16 protein-coding genes are annotated in these 17747 nt (G+C 47.0%); 11 read left to right on the forward strand and 5 right to left on the reverse strand.

Annotated features, from left to right (window positions below; all coding sequences use genetic code 11):
• The first annotated feature begins 4 nt into the window (after positions 1-4).
• The 7 genes from B160_RS30400 to B160_RS28190 all read left to right on the forward strand — a co-directional run bounded on the left by B160_RS30400 (position 5) and on the right by B160_RS28190 (position 6791).
• Positions 5-1015 carry a glycosyltransferase family 2 protein gene (locus B160_RS30400; RefSeq protein WP_018626104.1) on the forward strand — a complete coding sequence of 337 codons (1011 nt, stop codon included), beginning with the start codon at positions 5-7 and terminating at the stop codon, positions 1013-1015.
• A 5-nt stretch (positions 1016-1020) separates the two neighbouring features.
• Positions 1021-2196, forward strand: a complete 1176-nt coding sequence (locus tag B160_RS30405; protein WP_018626105.1) for an EpsG family protein — start codon at positions 1021-1023, stop codon at positions 2194-2196.
• A gap of 58 nt (positions 2197-2254) precedes the next feature.
• On the forward strand, positions 2255-3310 hold the full coding sequence (locus B160_RS0101660; protein ID WP_026309448.1) for a glycosyltransferase family 4 protein: 1056 nt from the start codon (positions 2255-2257) through the stop codon (positions 3308-3310).
• A gap of 72 nt (positions 3311-3382) precedes the next feature.
• Positions 3383-3832, forward strand: a complete 450-nt coding sequence (locus tag B160_RS0101665) for a glycosyltransferase family protein (RefSeq protein WP_018626107.1) — start codon at positions 3383-3385, stop codon at positions 3830-3832.
• Positions 3829-4311, forward strand: coding sequence for a glycosyltransferase (locus B160_RS0101670; RefSeq protein WP_018626108.1), 483 nt, complete (start codon positions 3829-3831; stop codon positions 4309-4311). The genes B160_RS0101665 and B160_RS0101670 overlap by 4 nt, the downstream gene beginning before the upstream one ends.
• A 56-nt stretch (positions 4312-4367) precedes the next feature.
• Positions 4368-5648, forward strand: a complete 1281-nt coding sequence (locus B160_RS0101675; protein ID WP_018626109.1) for a nucleotide sugar dehydrogenase — start codon at positions 4368-4370, stop codon at positions 5646-5648.
• Positions 5649-5696: 48 nt separating this feature from the next.
• Positions 5697-6791: a glycosyltransferase family 4 protein gene (locus B160_RS28190; protein ID WP_169539979.1), complete on the forward strand. Its 1095-nt coding sequence runs from the start codon at positions 5697-5699 to the stop codon at positions 6789-6791.
• Between the two features lie 15 nt (positions 6792-6806).
• Here the strand turns inward: B160_RS28190 and B160_RS0101685 are convergent, their stop codons facing one another.
• The 3 genes from B160_RS0101685 to mtaB form a co-directional block, all read right to left on the reverse strand.
• Positions 6807-8069 (reverse strand): DUF2130 domain-containing protein, encoded by a 1263-nt coding sequence (locus B160_RS0101685; RefSeq protein WP_018626111.1) that lies wholly within the window; start codon positions 8067-8069, stop codon positions 6807-6809.
• Positions 8070-8160: 91 nt separating this feature from the next.
• Positions 8161-8469 carry a hypothetical protein gene (locus tag B160_RS0101690; RefSeq protein WP_018626112.1) on the reverse strand — a complete coding sequence of 103 codons (309 nt, stop codon included), beginning with the start codon at positions 8467-8469 and terminating at the stop codon, positions 8161-8163.
• A gap of 335 nt (positions 8470-8804) precedes the next feature.
• Positions 8805-10094 (reverse strand): tRNA (N(6)-L-threonylcarbamoyladenosine(37)-C(2))-methylthiotransferase MtaB, encoded by a 1290-nt coding sequence (mtaB, locus tag B160_RS0101700; protein WP_018626114.1) that lies wholly within the window; start codon positions 10092-10094, stop codon positions 8805-8807.
• A gap of 110 nt (positions 10095-10204) precedes the next feature.
• Between mtaB and B160_RS0101705 the strand changes: the two genes are divergently transcribed.
• Both B160_RS0101705 and priA read left to right on the forward strand, forming a co-directional pair.
• Positions 10205-10948, forward strand: coding sequence for a lysophospholipid acyltransferase family protein (locus B160_RS0101705; protein ID WP_018626115.1), 744 nt, complete (start codon positions 10205-10207; stop codon positions 10946-10948).
• A 21-nt stretch (positions 10949-10969) separates the two neighbouring features.
• Positions 10970-13465 (forward strand): replication restart helicase PriA, encoded by a 2496-nt coding sequence (priA, locus tag B160_RS0101710; protein ID WP_018626116.1) that lies wholly within the window; start codon positions 10970-10972, stop codon positions 13463-13465.
• Between the two features lie 339 nt (positions 13466-13804).
• Here priA and B160_RS0101720 read toward each other — a convergent pair whose 3' ends face one another.
• Both B160_RS0101720 and B160_RS0101725 read right to left on the reverse strand, forming a co-directional pair.
• Positions 13805-14944 (reverse strand): S1C family serine protease, encoded by a 1140-nt coding sequence (locus B160_RS0101720; RefSeq protein WP_018626118.1) that lies wholly within the window; start codon positions 14942-14944, stop codon positions 13805-13807.
• Positions 14945-14951: 7 nt separating this feature from the next.
• A complete protein-coding gene (locus B160_RS0101725; RefSeq protein WP_018626119.1) occupies positions 14952-15518 on the reverse strand; it encodes an RNA polymerase sigma factor in 567 nt (188 codons plus the stop codon).
• Positions 15519-15655: 137 nt separating this feature from the next.
• On the opposite strand from B160_RS0101725, the gene B160_RS0101730 reads away from it, so the two are divergent.
• Positions 15656-15862, forward strand: a complete 207-nt coding sequence (locus B160_RS0101730) for a hypothetical protein (protein WP_018626120.1) — start codon at positions 15656-15658, stop codon at positions 15860-15862.
• A 161-nt stretch (positions 15863-16023) separates the two neighbouring features.
• Positions 16024-17688 carry a DEAD/DEAH box helicase gene (locus tag B160_RS0101735; RefSeq protein ID WP_018626121.1) on the forward strand — a complete coding sequence of 555 codons (1665 nt, stop codon included), beginning with the start codon at positions 16024-16026 and terminating at the stop codon, positions 17686-17688.
• Positions 17689-17747 lie beyond the last annotated feature (59 nt).

The raw sequence follows: 17747 nt of genomic DNA on the forward strand, positions 1-17747 counted from the left end.
AATAATGACCCCGGTATTTTCCATAATCATACCTGTTTATAACGCAGAAAAGTATCTGATCGCATGCCTCGATAGCGTTCTTAAACAGTCTTTCGACGATTTTGAGGTGTTACTGATAAACGATGGGAGCAGCGATATGTCTGGCCGGATCTGTGATACATATGCGCGGAAGGACCGTCGTGTAAAGGTGTTTCATAAGCAAAATGGCGGTGTAAGCTCAGCGAGGAACCTCGGGTTGGATCAGGCCGGCGGAGCATGGCTGTGCTTTATAGACAGCGATGATCGTGTGGATGAACACTGGCTTCAGAAATATGCGGAGCATCTTGATGCCGATGTGCTGTTTCAGGGAGCGGCAATTATATATAATCACAAAACGGTTAAGGTCGCATTGCAGGACGCTTTTGGCGGTGGCCAGGAGAAGGACGGTATCGTTGCATATTTGGAAAATATACAGGGAGCTTTGCTGAACAGTACATGGAGCAAATGCTGCAGAGCTTCTGTTGTTAAGGCTCATGATCTCCGGTTCCTGGAAAATTGTCATCTTAGCGAAGACCTGATTTTTATTCTTCAGTATTTGACGGTAAGCAGCACCGTCCGGAGCATTGATCATTGCGGGTATCATTATTATAAAAGGGAGGACGGGAGTTTAACGAGCCGGAAACATCCCCCCGAAGCATTGTTGCAATGGAAACAGGAGGTTATTAAAGCATTGGATATCTATTGTAAAGGAAACAGGAAGAACGTTGTTTTTAAAAGTGTAAGTACTAAAGAGTTCTCTTACCTGTCCTTTTGGCTGATCGAAAATTTTAACCGGATCAATTATTCATTGCGGACTGATTACTATATGCTGTTCCGGAGTCTGGGAAAATGGGTTTCGATCTGTTCTTTATCGGCTAACCGGTATATATATGCATTGAATGGCAGGCCCTACATCCTGTTTGACCGTTTGCTGTTGGTCTATTCAAAAACATATTTATTCGGCAGGGGATGGATTCAGGGAGTGTTTAAACGATAGAGGTTATGTACGATCATGTAAGAGTTGTATATATATTGATCAATCTGCTTAACGTTATCGTTATGATCTATTTTGGTGTGCACATGTCCAAAACGGCCAGCAAAAGAATGTACTGGCAGTATGCCGCCTTCCCGATCATTTCATATTGCATATGTATGGGGCTGCGGTTTGGGCGAATGATTGATTATAATTTGTACGCTGATCGCTATCATGAGTTAGGGAAGAGTCTCCAGGAAGGAGGGTATGAGCTTTTATTCGGTTTGACAAACAGTGTGATGTTCCGCCTGGGACTGCCGTATCAATGCTTTATTTTATTGTGTAGCTTTTTGCTGATCTATTCTTTTGTCTTTCTGTTGAAAAGTTACAGAAGGGCCGCTCCCTATATGTTTGTGATCTTTCTAATTGAAGCATATAATGCGGAGAACTATATCCGGTGGTATCTTGGCATTTCTTTTTTTCTGCTTTTTGTGGCTTTTTTGCATAAAAGCAGGTATTGGAAATGCGCCGTGTTTGGGGCTGTTGCTGTTTTGTTTCACATTGGAATGCTGCCATTAATAGCGGCGTGTTTGGCGCTGTGCTGGTTGCGCAGGAGTGTTTTGCCGCCGGTTATAGCCCAGGTGTTATTGGTGATATCTGTATTTATTGGCAGTATTCAGATGCTGGGTTTTTTAGAACCCTATATTAATTTTTTCGGATTTGATCAAAGGTCAGCTTCCTATGCAGATAATTTTGGACAGCTGATAAGCGGGCAGTTAGGGTCAATAGGCGTCAGGGATGAGTTGCGTTGGAGCACACAGATCAGGAAAATAGCAGCGTATTCCTTTCCGCTGTACATTATTCCGCAACTGCTGAAAAGGAATAGGATCCGGTATCTGGATGCAAACCTTTTTATGATTGGCATCCTCATAGCGCCCATATTCGGGCAGGTGGAAATACTGGACAGGTATGGCAGCGCATTTTTGTTATTCTCCATAATGGTATCAGGGTATTCCTATTATTATGTTTTGTCAAATTACAGACGGTACAGTATTTATATGCAGTTTTTTTGCGTAATTAGTTTGTTCGCATATATATACCCCGTTTTTTCCGATATGTTCAATAGAACGGAATGGTATCAGATGTTATTCATATGGGATGCAGATGGAAGGGAAAAGCTTCCGCTATATTATTTTTTAAAGTAGGAGCGTGTTATTATGCAGTTGTGCCGATGACGATCGTTTCACTAAATAAAACCGATAAATGAATATTCTTCACTTGCTTTTTTCAATGAAAACAGGAGGGATAGAGACCATGCTTGTGGATATTGTGAACACGCAATCGTTACAGCACAGCATCTCTGTTGCGGTTGTCAATGATGAAATTGACGAATCGCTGGTGGCGAAACTGCGGCCCGACGTACGATTCTACAGGATCAACCGGACCCGGGGTAGCAGATCGCTGCGGTCGGTAATCAGAATCATCCGGCTGAATGACATCATTTACAGGAATAAATACGATGTCATTCATTGTCATTCACATTCCGTAGTTAAGCTGCTTTGGCCGGCGTTCCGGAAAAAGTCCATATTGACGTTGCATATTACGGATATTGACTCGAAGCACTTTGGAAAATACAGAAAGATATATGCTATTTCCGGTGCTGTGGCGGAGGATTTAAAAAGGCGGACCGGAGTGCATGCGACCGTGATTTGCAATGGGATCGATATGAATGGTATTTATGAAAAGTCGGATGACTTTCCCGCAACGGGGGAGCAGTTCAGCATTGTACAGGTGGGCCGGTTGGAGACCGAAAAAAAGGGACAGCATGTTTTGATAGAAGCCATATCCCTGCTGAAGAAAAAAGGCGTGCAGCAGATTCATGTAGATTTTATTGGAGAAGGCGTTTCCTTTGATTATTTGCAGGAGCTCGTTAAAAAGCTGGGGGTGGATGCCCAGATCTCCTTTTTGGGGCTCAGGGACAGGGACTATATTTACAAGCATTTAAAGGATTATGACCTGCTGGTGCAGCCTTCTTTTATTGAGGGATTCGGGCTAACGATTGTGGAGAGCATGGCAGCCAAAACACCTGTTCTCGTTTCTGACATAGACGGACCAATGGAAGTGATCGCCAACGGAAAATATGGTATTTGTTTTGAAACCGGGAGTGCACCGGATCTTGCGGGTAGACTTGAGGAGTTTATTAAGGATGACCGGGATAAGATAACGGAAGTTGCCGAAAACGCCTGTGAGCATGCTAAAAAGCACTACAGCATTCAACGCACCGCTTCGGATTATTTGAAAGAATATGAACGTGTATGATCGTATGAGTTCCGGTGGATGTTTTTGGATTAAAAAAAATATTTGTACTGTATAAAATGAAATAATATAGATATGAGTAAACGCATTCTTGCTGTTGCATCAGCAGGCGGGCACTGGGTGCAGCTTTTGAGGTTGGTGCCGGCTTTTGAGGGTCACACAGTATCCTTTTTATCCACAAAAGAAAATTTTGAAGAAATGGTTGCACCCCACCGGTTCTATTTTGTGCGGAACGCGACGCGCTGGAATAAGTTAGGGGTCCTGCGTACTTTCTTCCTGGTGGTGGGCATCGTGCGCAAGGCCCGGCCCGATGTAATTGTTACCACCGGCGCGGCGCCCGGTTTGCTGGCAATCATTGCGGGCCGTTTATGTGGAGCGCAAACGCTTTGGATCGATAGTATTGCAAATGCCGAATGTCTTTCGCTGAGCGGCAAAATAGCATCGGTCTTTGCACACAGGGCGCTTACACAATGGCGGGACCTGGCCAATACTAAATTTTTATATGAAGGAAATATATTATCATGATATTACTAACGATAGGCACACATGAGCCGTTTGACAGGCTTGTTGAGGCGATGGATGTTCTTGCGGGAAAAATTTCCGGGGAAGTGATCGCTCAATTATCCGATACGGAATATGACGTAAAAAATATGGAAGTATTGGGATTTGTTCCACCAAAAATATTCGAGCAGCTATTTAAGAAAGCAGACCTCATTGTAAGCCATGCCGGAATGGGGACGATCCTGTCTGCCTTTGAATTTGAAAAGCCGATCATCGTTTTCCCGCGTCTGGCTTCATTAAGGGAAACGAGGAATGAGCATCAGCTGGCGACTGTAAAAAAGCTGGAAGCAATGGGCTACATAAATGTGGCCTATAGTACGGAACAACTGGAAGATTTGGTGTTAAAGGGCGCCAGAGGCGAATTGAGCCCCCTGCATCGTATTGGCAAAGTGGCTTCGTCCGGACTGATTGATGCCGTCCGGCAATTTGTGAGCAACGCCTGATCATACCAGATCGGGGAAGTTTAAACTAAGAATGTAATTAATTATTAGGAAAATACATGAAAAGGATCGCAGTTATTGGTTTGGGTTACGTTGGATTGCCGCTGGCCCGTTTGTTTGCTACAAAATACCCGGTTGTCGGTTTTGATATTAATCAGCGGCGTATTGATGAATTGCGTGGAGGAAAGGATCTGACGCTGGAGGTGGAAGCGGATGCGCTGCAGGGTGTTTTAGTTCAGGAAAACCCGTATTGTGGGGATGAAAAAGGTTTGTACGTGTCCAGCCAATTGGCCGATATCGAAGATGCTGATTTTTACGTAGTGACCGTACCTACCCCGGTTGATAAACATAACCGCCCGGATCTGACACCGCTTTATAGAGCTTCGGAAACCGTAGGCAACGTATTGAAGCAAGGGGATATCGTTGTATATGAATCAACCGTTTACCCGGGGGTTACCGAGGAGGAATGTGTTCCGGTATTGGAAAAGGTATCCGGGCTCCGGTTCAATAAAGATTTTTTTGCCGGGTATTCGCCGGAGCGGATCAATCCGGGAGATAAGGAGCATACTGTTGAAAAGATATTGAAGGTTACGTCGGGCTCCACCCCGGAAACGGGCCGGAAGGTTGATGAAGTTTACAGGTCCGTAATTACGGCAGGAACGCATCTTGCCCCTGCAATTAAGGTTGCCGAAGCTGCTAAAGTGATCGAGAACTCGCAGCGGGATATCAATATTGCTTTTGTCAATGAGCTGGCAAAGATCTTTAATATACTGGGGATAAATACGCAGGATGTACTGGAAGCTGCGGGTACAAAATGGAATTTTCTGCCGTTTAGGCCCGGCCTGGTAGGAGGGCATTGTATCGGCGTTGATCCGTATTATTTAGCTCAAAAAGCGCAGGAGCATGGGTACCATCCGGAAATTATTCTGGCGGGGCGCCGTTTGAATGATTCCATGGGAGCTTATGTTGCAGCGCAGGTAGTAAAAGCGATGATCAAAAAGGGGATCAATGTCAATGGCGCGGAAGTGCTGATGCTGGGCATCACTTTTAAAGAGAATTGCCCCGATGTACGCAATACGAAGATTGTGGACGTTATTTCGGCACTGATAGATTATGGCATTCATATAACTACATTCGATCCGCGGGCAGATCCGGTAGAAGTACTTCATGAATATGGCATCGAAAGCACAACGGAACAGCCTTCAGGTAAATTTGACGCGCTTGTGTTAGGAGTGGCGCACAGGGAGTTTTTAAAGATAGACCTGACGAAGCTGAAAAAGGAGAAGGCGGTTGTGTATGACGTCAAAGGAATACTGCCGGAGTGTGATGATAAATTATAAAAGCGGTTTGACGGCGCTGCAAAGGCGATGCATTCCAAAAGAGAACAGATGATGATCAATTCAAAAATATCGGATCAGGTGCTTACGGTTGCCCCGGCATATAAAAATTACCGCGGTGGTATTGGTGCAGTAGTAAATGCCTACAGCATGTATTTTTACCCCTTTCATTTTATTGCGACCTATCCCGAAGCAAAAACGAAATTCAAACTGGGATCATTGCCCATATACGTATATGCCTGTTGCCGGGTGGTCGTTAAATTATTTCTGAATAAGCAAATACGCCTGGTACATATACATACAGCGGCAAAAGGCAGTTTTTATAGAAAATATGGTGTTTTTTTACTATCGAAATATCTTTTTAAGCGGAAAGTTATTTTTCACAGCCACGGTTCTGAGCTGAAAGATTTTTACCAGAGAAAGGCGGGCATGACAAGAAGGATGTTCAAACACTTTATGAATCATGTAGATTGCATTATTTGTCTTTCGCCCCAATGGAAAATGTTTTACGAGCGCTGTTTTGTACCAAATAAGATCGTGGTACTGGAAAATATTGTAGAAGAACCGCAGCGCTGCGCGGTAGCACCTTCTTCCCCCGATGCACCTGTTTCTTTCCTGTTTCTTGGCCTTATCGGCGACCGGAAAGGCATCTTTGACCTGATCGAAGTGATCCGGAAGCATCATAGCGAATTAAAAGGTGCTGCAAAATTTTACATCGGCGGAAACGGTGAAGTGGAAAAGCTGAATGGAATGATTGCGAAATATCAATTGCAGGATATGGTCACTTATATGGGATGGGTAGATGGTCAGAGAAAAAAGGATCTTCTCCATTCGTGCGATGTTTACGTGCTCCCTTCCTATAACGAAGGATTGCCTATTTCGATACTCGAAGCCATGAGTTACAGCAAACCAGTGATCGCTACCACTGTAGGGGGAATACCTGAAGTGGTGGAAGAGGGCCGGAACGGTTTTTTGATCGAACCCGGCAACAAAGCGGCCCTGTGGGAACGGATCAACCATTTGATTCAGTACCCCGAACAGCTGAAAGGCATGGGTGAACGGTCTTTCGAAATGGTGAAGCCCTATTTTGCAGGAAATGTAATGAAAAAATTGCAGGCCCTGTATGTTGAGCTTTTGGAAGATTGATAATAATGGGAGCATTTATTCTTCCTCCTCATACCCCAGTAAATTCAGGTCTACCGACTCCAGCCCGCTGATGCCATCGATGGAACCGCGGATATGGGTGGCGTTGAGCAATACTTTTTCCAGCTGCTTTTCGCGTGCCTTCCATAAGCGCTCCATGGCATCCCGTTCTTTCTGGATGGAGACCTTCATGCTTAAAAAACCTTCCCGTATGGCTTTCCATTGTTCCGAAAATTCGGGACTGGTCAGGTAGGCATAGAGCAGGTTCATTTTATCCCCTTTATTTTCCTGGCTTTTGGAGGCATTGAAGATCTTTATGATCCCATCCCGCAGTACACTGGCCAGGGCCTTTGCTTCGCTAAAATTACAGATCCATACCCCTTCTTTTTCGCCGAAGCGTTCCATATCTTTCGGATAACGACGGGTGACCAGAACGGCGACGTCCGCACCCTGGCTGCGCATATCGGCTTTTAATTTCTCGATCCAGTCGCCGCCGAAATTTTCGGCCCGCTTGCTCTCCCAGATGATCTTGCCGCAGGCAATGCCCAGGTTGTTGCGGATGGTTTGGATCGAATCTGCCCCGCGCACACCTTTGCCTACCTCCTCAATGAGGTCAAAAGGGAAGGCTGTTGCCAGCATTTCTTCCAGCGCCAGTTCCTGGCTTTCGCCTTGCAATTGCATGGAGCCCTGCTCGGCCTTGCGTTGCATTTCCGCCGCCAGTTTCTTTTGCTGTTCCAGCTGGGTTTCCAGTTCCTTAAGCTTTAATTGATATTCGCTTTCCTTTAGCGCCGTCTTTTCATTCTCGATCCGCCGGAGCTCTTCTGCCAGCTTTTCCCGTTCTGCATTTAATTTCTTTTGAACGGTGATCTCCAGCTCGGCCTCCCGGGTTTTAAACTCCTGTTCTTTTCTTAAAAAATCGGCTTCTTTTTGCCGGGCCTGCTTTAGTTTTTCTTCGCTTTCCTCCTGTGCCTTTTGCAAGGTACCGATGCGGTTTTCGAAGTCGGTGCTGATGCTTTTGCGCAGTTGCTCCTCCAGTTGCTGGTGCAGCAACTGCTTTTCATTGGTCAGCTTTTGCTGCCACAGCTCCTCTGCTTTGGTTGCCTCCTGCGCTGCTGTTTTTTTCAGCAGTGCGATTTCCTCGTCCTTGTTCTTTTTATAGTCCTGCATTTGCCTGCGCAGGGTATCTTTTTCTTTTTCAATGGCATGTTTCAGCTCATCGGTAAGCGCGGCTTCGATCGGGAACTCATATTGGCAGCTGGGGCACTTTATCTTTGTAGGCATAATTTGCTTGTTCTGTTAACCAAACTTACAAAAATAAAAAAAACCACACTGGTTTCCCAGGGTGGTTTTTGACGGACCGGACTCCTTTTAATCAGGCTTCCTGCTTTTCTGCTTCGATAGCTGTTTTTTTGTTGCCCATCAGTTCCCTGTTGGTGGCAACCCAAACATAAGTATTGCTTTTTATCGAAGGAGCAACATAAGCCTGGGGCGGAGTAGGCGTAACTGTTGTATCTTCTTTTTTGTCTTCCTTTTTGTCCTCATTTTGATCCTGCTGCATTTGTGTAGAATCTGTCGTCACAACAGTTGTATCGGTTTTTGTGCTGTCTACCTGAGCAAATGCACTTCCGCTGATTACGGTTGCAGCCAACGCCACCATTACTGTTTTTGTAGTTCTTTTCATGATTAAAATTTTAATAAAAAATATAAATAACAAAGGTTTACTTACTTGCTTAAACGCCGGATAAATAATTTATATGATACAGGATTTGTTAATAAATAATGTAAAAAAACATTAAAATGTTTTTGCCTATAGCCCAGTCCTGTACACGGTTTGAAGGCTCTTGGCATATAACCTAAAGAGCATGGAAATGTTCTCGTTTCAGATGGAAAAACTGCAAATACAATACCATGCCCTGACAATAAATAAGAAGAAAATGTTAATGTGGAAGGTGGTAGTGCTAACTAATTGGGATCAACAAAAGTAAATATGGGAATAAACTGTCAATAGTCGGAAAATCATAATTTCCACTCAATGATCTGGTTCTCCCATTCGGAACGGTAGGGGGTATGGACGCGGATGTAGTTGTCGGTGTAACCTTCCATCATGCCGTTTTTGTTGTGGTTCTCAAACAGTACTTTTCGGGTTTGCCCCGCATGTTGCTGCTCAAAATATTGCATTTTCATATAAGACAGGTTTCGTAGCATTTTGTTCCGCTCGTGACGTACCTGTACAGGAACTACCGGTTGAAGGGTGAGGGCGTGGGTATTGGCCCTTTCCGAATAGGTAAAAACATGAAAATACGATACTCCCAGCTCATGCAGGAAATCATAGGTTTCCTTAAAATAGGCATCGGTTTCACCGGGAAATCCAACGATCACATCCACTCCGATGCAGCAATGCGGCATTAGGGCTTTGATCCGGCCCACCCGGTCGGCGTACAGTTCTTTTTTATACCTCCTGCGCATGGCGGCAAGAACCGCGTTGCTGCCGCTTTGCAGGGGAATATGGAAATGGGGCATGAACTTCTTGCTGTCTGCAACAAATTCAATGATCTCATTTCCCAGCAGGTTGGGTTCAATGGACGAAATCCGGAAACGTTCAATGCCTTCCACCTGGTCCAGCTCCTGTATGAGCCTGTAAAAATTTTCGCTTCGGCTATTGAGGGCAGCAGAAGCATTGCCATCAGGCCCTTTGCCAAAATCTCCGAGATTGATACCCGTCAGCACAATTTCCTTTGCTCCGGCGGTGGCCAGTAATGCTGCGTCTTTTACAACGGCATCAATGGCTGCGCTGCGGCTTTTTCCACGGGCCATGGGGATGGTACAGAAAGAACAGTTATAATCGCAGCCATCCTGCACTTTCAGAAAGGTCCGGGTGCGGTCATTAATGGAGTAGGAGCTGTGAAATCCGGTTACTTCCTCAATATCACAGCTGCATATTTTGGCCGCATCGTTTTTCGAAAGCTCGCGGATATGCTTTACAATATTGAATTTTTCAGCGGCACCCAGCACCAGGTCCACGCCCGGGATGTCCGCAATTTCTTTAGGCTTCAGCTGGGCATAGCAGCCGGTGATCACTACCATGCTTTCCGGGGCCTTGCGCTGGATACGGCGTACAAGCTGCCGGCATTCCTTGTCGGCATTGTCGGTTACCGAGCAGGTGTTGATCACATAGACGTCTGCCACATCCGTAAATTCCTTTTTCTCAAACCCTTCCTGTTCCATTAACCGGGAAATGGAAGAAGTTTCTGAATAGTTGAGTTTACAACCAAGCGTGTGGAAGGCCACTGTTTTTACACCCTGCATAAAGGCTGCAAATTTACGGAAAATTAGCCGATAGGATACTTTTGAGAACTGTTGAGAAATATCCGCTTATTATTTTGCCATAACCCGCTATTTTTGAAGGATTAAGAGCTATGTTTCGGTTCATTTATACGATCTATGCAGCGGTGGTCTTCCTGGTCATTATGTTGCTTATCTTTCCGCTTTGTGTTATTGCGGCTTTCTTTGGCAGGATAAGGGGCGGCAACATCATTTACGGGCTTTGCACGGTTTGGGCGGATCTTTGGTTTGCGCTGACGGGCATATGGGTAAGGAAAACGTACACCACGCCTTTTGACCGGAATAAAAAATATATTCTCGTTTCCAATCATATCTCGTACCTGGATATTCCGGTTATGGTAAAGGTTTTCCGCAAGCCGATGCGCGCCCTGGGCAAGGCCGAAATGGGGAAGCTGCCGGTCTTTGGCTTTATCTATAAACGGGCAATTGTGACGGTAGACCGCCGGTCGGCAGAAGGGAGGGCAAAGAGCATTCGTATTTTACGGTCGGTGATCAATAAAGGAATCTCTATTTTTGTTTTTCCGGAAGGGACATTTAATGAAACCGGCCGGCCTTTAAAAGATTTTTATAACGGCGCCTTTAAGCTGGCGCTGGAAACCCGGACGCCGGTGCGGCCCGTGCTGTTCCTGGATACCTACGACCGGATGCCTTATACACGGCGGTTTTCTTTGAACCCCGGGCGCTGCCGGGTGGTATTTTTGGACGAGGTGCCCGTAGAAGGCTGGACGGTAAAAGATCATGAGCAATTAAAGCAGAAGGTTTTTTCCCTGATGGAGCAGAAACTGATCGAGTATAATGTTACCTGGGCAAAGCAATAACCGGAATAAAGGGAGGAGCGCATGAAGAATGAATTACCGTATCACCAGTCAGCCGTTGCAACGGACTTTGCCGAAGTGGTCATCCCGTTGGCGCTGCCGCTGAATTATACCTGGGCCATCCCGGAGCACCTGAAAGCAACGGCCATTGCGGGGTGCAGGGTAGAGGTCAACCTGGGAAGATCCAAAAAATACGCCGGTGTCATCAAAAGGGTGCACCGTACACCGCCTGAATTTTTTGAAGCCAAAGAGATCGTCAATGTGCTGGATGCAACGCCTGTGGTGTTTGAATGGCAGCTGAAGCTTTGGGAATGGATCGCGCGGTATTATATGTGTACCGAAGGGGAGGTGATGGCCGCTGCCTTGCCCGCCCATTTTAAACTGAGCAGCGAAACCATACTGGTATTCAATGAAGAAGCCGGGGATGATTTTACGGACCTGGATAATGAAGCGTTCCTTGTTGCAGAAGCGCTGCTGATCAGGAAGGAGCTGAAGCTGTCTGAAGCGCAACAGATCCTCGACAGCAATCATGTATACCCGGTGGTGAACCGCCTGATCCAGGGCCGGATCTGTTATGTGTGGGAATCCCTGAAAGAAAGTTACAGCCCTAAAAAGGAGACCTATGTTTTGCTGCATCCCGATTATGATAACGAAGCAGCATTGGAAAAACTGCTGAATGAGGATCCCAAGCTGCAACGTGCCGGAAAGCAAATGGAGCTGCTGCTCGGGTATCTCCACTTTCAGAAAACGGAGGGTACCATTACCCGGCAGGCCCTGCTGAAGAAAACGGGCGCCAGTGAAGCACAACTGAAAGGACTTGCCGACAAAGGCATCCTGCTGCTGGAAAAAAGAACGGTAGACCGTATCCCGGCGCTGCCGAAAGATATCCGGATCAATTTTGACCTGTCTGCAGCACAGCGTACGGCTTTAGAAGGCATCCGGGAGGCATTTGGCAAAAAAGATGTATGTCTGTTACACGGGGTTACCTCCAGCGGAAAGACCGAGATCTACATCCACCTGATCGAAGAGCAGATCCGGAAGGGGAGACAAGTGCTTTACATGCTGCCCGAGATCGCGCTGACCTCGCAGACCATCCGCCGGTTGCAGCGTCATTTCGGCGGACATATAGGCGTGTATCATTCGCGGTTTTCGCAAAATGAACGGGTGGAGATCTGGAATAAGGTCAAAGACGGGTCCTTAAAGATCGTGCTGGGCGCACGCTCCTCCCTGTTCCTGCCTTTTCAGGACCTGGGAATGATCGTTTGCGATGAGGAACAGGATACTTCCTACAAACAAATGGAGCCGGCACCGCGCTACCATGCCCGGGATGCGGCCATTTATTTTGCCTCCCTGTTCCGGGAGTGCAAGGTACTCCTGGGAAGCGCCACCCCGTCTTTTGAATCTTACAGCAACGCCGTCAATGGAAAATACGGACTGGTATTGCTGACGGAGCGCTTTGGCGATATGAAGCTTCCGGAGATGGAAATCGTGGATACCCGCCGTTACCGGGCGAAGGAGTTTGCGGAAACCATCCTGTTCCCGCCGCTTGCGCAAAATATCCGGGATGCACTGGAACGCGGGAAGCAGGTGATCCTCTTTCAAAACAGGCGGGGCTATACGCCTTACCAGCGCTGCAATACCTGCGGATGGGTGCCCCAATGCAAATACTGTGATGTATCGCTGAATTATCATAAGGTATATAACAAATTGGTTTGCCATTATTGCGGTACCAGCTACCCGCTTATGGTTACCTGTCCGCATTGCGGCAACCATGATTTTATTCAAAAACAATTTGGAACAGAACGTGTGGAAGAGGCGCTGCAGGAGCTCTTTCCCCGTGCCCGGGTGGGGCGGATGGACATTGATGCGGTACGCGGAAAACACGCACACGATCAGCTGATACAGGCTTTTGAGCAACAGAAGCTGGACATCCTGGTGGGAACGCAGATGGTGGTAAAGGGACTGGATTTTGAGCATGTGGAGCTGGTGGGTATTGTGGATGCAGACGGGATTCTTTCCTTTGCGGATTTCCGGGTAAACGAGCGTGCCTTTCAGCTGATGGAGCAGGTGAGCGGGCGCGCCGGCCGCAAGCATGGCACCGGCAGTGTACTGGTTCAGACAACCCAGCCGGAGCATCCGGTGCTGCTGCAGGTACAACGGCATCAATACCGGGCCTTATTTGATGATGAACTGCCGAAACGGGAACAGTTCGGCTATCCGCCTTATACAAGGCTGATCCGGCTTACTTTTAAAAACAAGATCAAAGATGTGGTACAGAATGCCGCAGCCTGGTTCGCTGCGCGTCTTCAGGACCGTTATGGCAATTATATTACAGGCCCTTCTGAGCCGCTCATTAACAAAGTGCGCAATCAATACCTGATGGAACTGCTGCTGAAGCTGCCGCGCAGCAGCCGCCTGATCGGGCAATGCAAGGAAGACGTTCTTTACCAGGTGGCCCTGCTGCACCAGGAGAAACGGTATCGATCTGTAGTGGTGATCCCGGATGTAGACACATTGTAACGACGACAGCAGCCAGGAGCTGATCCTGAAATCTCCGCCCGGGTGAAAGTACAGGGTGACCGTAAGAGTGCCCTCACCACCATCATTGGTCTTGTTGTGCAGGCAGAACATTCAGAATGAGCATCCTCTGTAAACAGGCTTTTTGGGTCACTGTGGCCAGAGGCCGTTCGTGTATTGGTGGGTGCTAAAAGCAGGTCTCTCTGCCATTGCTGGTGTTTTTACCGGCGACCAGGCTGGCAATATTTTGAACGATGGTATCCGGAAGATGAATCAGCCCAAATAAAGAGGGTGCCTCAATCGGAGACACCCTCTTTGGTCTTGGTTGATGACTAAAATCGGTTAATTCACTTTTACCATAAAAACATAGTCCTGGATCTTTTTCGTTTTTTGTGTACGATTGAGATTTGTTATCGAGGACCGGGTATTCAGTTTTACATTTTGAATGGAGGAATCGGTTTTCTCTTTTTCCTTTACTTCATTGAGGATATTATAAAGGTTCCTGGATCGGATGAAGAAGGCAACACCTTCCTGGTCCTTCTGGCGGCCGTTTAAAACCCCGATCACATCGCCTTCATCATCCAGTATCGGGCTGCCGCTGTTGCCGCGGTTTGCCGAGATCTGTATCTGGCAGCTCAGGGTGTCGCCGTTAAACCCGGTCTTTGCGCTCAGGTAACCCTGGTTATAAACGATGTTCTCGTCCTCCCTCGGGTAGCCCAGCGTGAACACCGGTTCTGCCAGGTCGGCCATTTTACGTGAGAATCCGTAGGGAACCGGTGGCAGTGGTTTAAAATCTTTGTCGGTGATCTTGAGCAGGGCAATGTCTCTTACCGGATCCGCATACACTACTTCCGCAAAGTATTCAACTCCTGTAGAGCTGGCCACTGCTACATTCTGCGCGTTCTGGATCACATGGGCATTGGTAACCAACAGTCCCTTATTGTCAATAATGAACCCGGTGCCGCCGGAGCTGTAGGTGATTTCCGGGGTTTTGGCATCGGCGCCATGGCTGTTCTTAAGGTTGTTGATCTCTTCGGCCTGTTTCCGTGATTTATTTTCGAGGGAGCTGAGGTTTTTGCTTAGTTGTTCGATCCGGACATTATGGCTTTTAGGCGTTACCGACCAGAGAATGGCAGAAACCAGTAAAGCAGTAAGTCCTGCGATCGAAGCGGCGATGGAAGCCACTCTTTTGTAACGGTTGTACAGGTACGCCAGCCTGGCTTTCCCTTTAAGAGCGGGGGAATCAATTTTTCCCTGGGTGGCCAGATCGGTATGGATCTCGTTTAAAGAGGTATGGAATTTTTGCCATTCATGATAGCGGTTCATGCGCTGCATAAACAGCGTATGCGTTACTACCAGCTGGTCAATTTCACTGTCGGCTTTTCTTAGATTTTCAAAATGTAACCGTTCATCAGGGCTCATTTCCCCGGAGATATACCGCTCCACCGCTTCCGTCAGTAAAATATTGTCATGCTCGTGCATTATCAGACTACTTTTTATATTGAGAAAAGAATATTTTTTTCAACCGCATCAGGCACTTATACTTTTGTGTCTTCGCATTTTCGGAATTCGTATAGCCAAAGGCCTCCGCTATTTCCTGCATGCTCTTTTTCTTAAAATAAAAGGCCTCCAATAAACTTTTACAAGGCTCGCCCAGGTGCTGGATGGAATGATGCATCAGAGTGTAATCCTGATCCTTTTGCGCATGCGCCTCCAGGTCTTCATCCACTTTTACCAGGTTGCCGGCATCGTTCCACTCCTCGGTAAACCGGCTCTGCTGCTGCAACTTCTTTAACCATAGCCGTTTAGCTACCGAGTATAAATAGGTTTTGATCTGGCAGTTGAGTTCAAACGTCCCCGACCGGGCCTTTTCAAAGAGGACCACCATCGATTCCTGGAAAATATCCCGGGCATCATCGGCGGTACCATTATTATTGACTACCAAAGCCTGAATGAGGTTGTAATGCTGTTTGTATATTTCTTCGGTTGATTTCTTATCATTGCGCGCTAAACCCTTCAGTAGCAATATTTCCTGTTCTAAGATCGTCTCTTTCACGCTTTGTACAATTTATAATACTTTTTTTTAAAAATAGTAACCCTTTGGCACTAAGAAAAACTTTTTTGTGACGAAGCAGGTTACCTTTTCTCAATTTTTGTATTAATTCGAAATTGTTTAATCCAAAAATTAAAGTAATGAAAAAACTATTTATTGTTCTGGCAATCAGTTCTGTAGGTTTTGCAGCCTGTAACAGCGGCGCAGAAGGTGAAAATAGCGGCGATACAGCTGCTGTAGCCCCCATCGACACTACCAGTATTGCTCCTCCTGCAGTAAGTACGGACACCATGGTGAACCTTGATACCAATCAGGCAGCACCGGTTGACACTACCGCAAAACAGTAAGTGATCTATATTCGGCAAATAAAACAGGGCCATCCTCCTTTGGGCAGGGTGGCTTTTTTATTAAGTGTTCTTTAAATGCTCTTCGAGAGCCCGAAGAGCATTTAGAGCATTGTCCGGCAAATATCATACCTTTGCGGACTCATTTTATTAAAAATATTTTAGTGGTTACATTTGAATCGTTGGGAATTGAAGAGGGACTGCTTCAGTCATTGGAGCAGATCGGGTTTCAGACGCCTACTCCAATACAGGAACAGGCAATACCGGTTTTATTACAGGGAACAAAAGATTTTATCGGACTGGCGCAAACGGGCACCGGCAAAACAGCCGCCTTCGGGTTGCCCCTTTTACAGTTGATTGATCGATCCTTCTCCTCTCCCCAGGCATTGATCATTTGCCCAACCCGCGAGCTCTGTTTGCAGATTGCCAATGACCTGCAGTCCTTCCGGCAAAAGCAGGCGCATATCGGCGTTACTGCCGTATATGGCGGTACAGCCATCAGCCAGCAGATCCGTGAAATAAAAAGAGGAACACATATTGTGGTGGCAACGCCGGGCCGCCTCATCGACCTGATCGAGCGAAAGGCCATTCACCTGGATGATATCCACTACGTAGTGCTGGATGAGGCCGATGAAATGCTGAACATGGGCTTTAAGGACGATATTGAGTTTATTTTAAAAGAAACCCCCAATCGTCAAAGTACCTGGTTGTTCAGTGCTACCATGCCCAAAGAGATCCGGCAGGTGAGCAAACGGTATATGGAAAACCCGTTTGAAATCACGGTTGGGAAAGCCAATTCCGCCAACACGAATATTGCGCACCAATACTACCAGACGCAGCATATTAACCGTTATGAAACGTTAAAGCGGATCATTGATTTCAATCCGGGTATGTATGGGATCGTTTTTACCCGGACGAAGGCCGATGCACAGCAGATCACCGAACAGCTGATCCGGGAAGGATATGATATTGAGGCGCTGCACGGCGATCTTACACAGGCGCAACGGGATAAAGTGATGGGGCGTTTCCGCGAAAAATCGCTGGAACTGTTGATCGCTACCGATGTTGCCGCGCGGGGGATCGATGTGCAGGGGATCACGCACGTCATTAACTACGAGCTTCCCGATGATACGGAAGTGTACACGCACCGGAGCGGAAGAACCGGCCGCGCCGGTCTCAGCGGGATCTCCATTTCTATCGTAACGCCAAGAGAAGTTTACCGGTTGCGGCAAATTGAAAAGCTGATCAACACAAAGTTCAACAAGATCGATATTCCTTCCGGTAAAGATGTGTGCCGGAAACAGTTCTTTCATTTTATCGACAAGATGCTGAAGGCCGATATCAGCCATGGCGAATATGAAGCCTATGTACCGGTATTGCAGGAAAAATTTGAAAATGTAAGTAAGGAAGAAGTGCTGCAACGCGTGGCGGCGCTTGAGTTTGACCGGTTTTTAAAATACTATGAGAATTCGGCTGACCTGAACCTGCGCAATGACCGGGGCAGCGAGGACCGAAAGGGTGGGCGTGGTCAGGACCGGGGCAGCCGCAGCGGCCGCAGTTTTGGCAACGGGCAATACCAGCGCCTGTTCGTGAACCTGGGTACCAAGGATGGCTTTTATAAGGCCAGTTTCCTCCAGTTTATCCTCGATATGAGCCGTCTGAGCAAAGATGACCTGGGCCGCATCGACATGAAGGAAATGAACAGCTGGGTGGAGGTGGATGCTGCATCGGCCCGGATCATGATCAAAGCCCTGGATGGGAAAAACTACCGGGGCAGAAGGATCCGTATGAACGATGCGGAAACCGGCGGCGGACGCAAAAAAGGATAGGGGTCAAAAGAACTGTTTATAGTGAGAAGTAAAATGCATAACATTTCACTGCTCACTTT

The organism is Niabella aurantiaca DSM 17617 (genome assembly GCF_000374125.1).
Classification (GTDB): Bacteria; Bacteroidota; Bacteroidia; order Chitinophagales; family Chitinophagaceae; genus Niabella; species Niabella aurantiaca.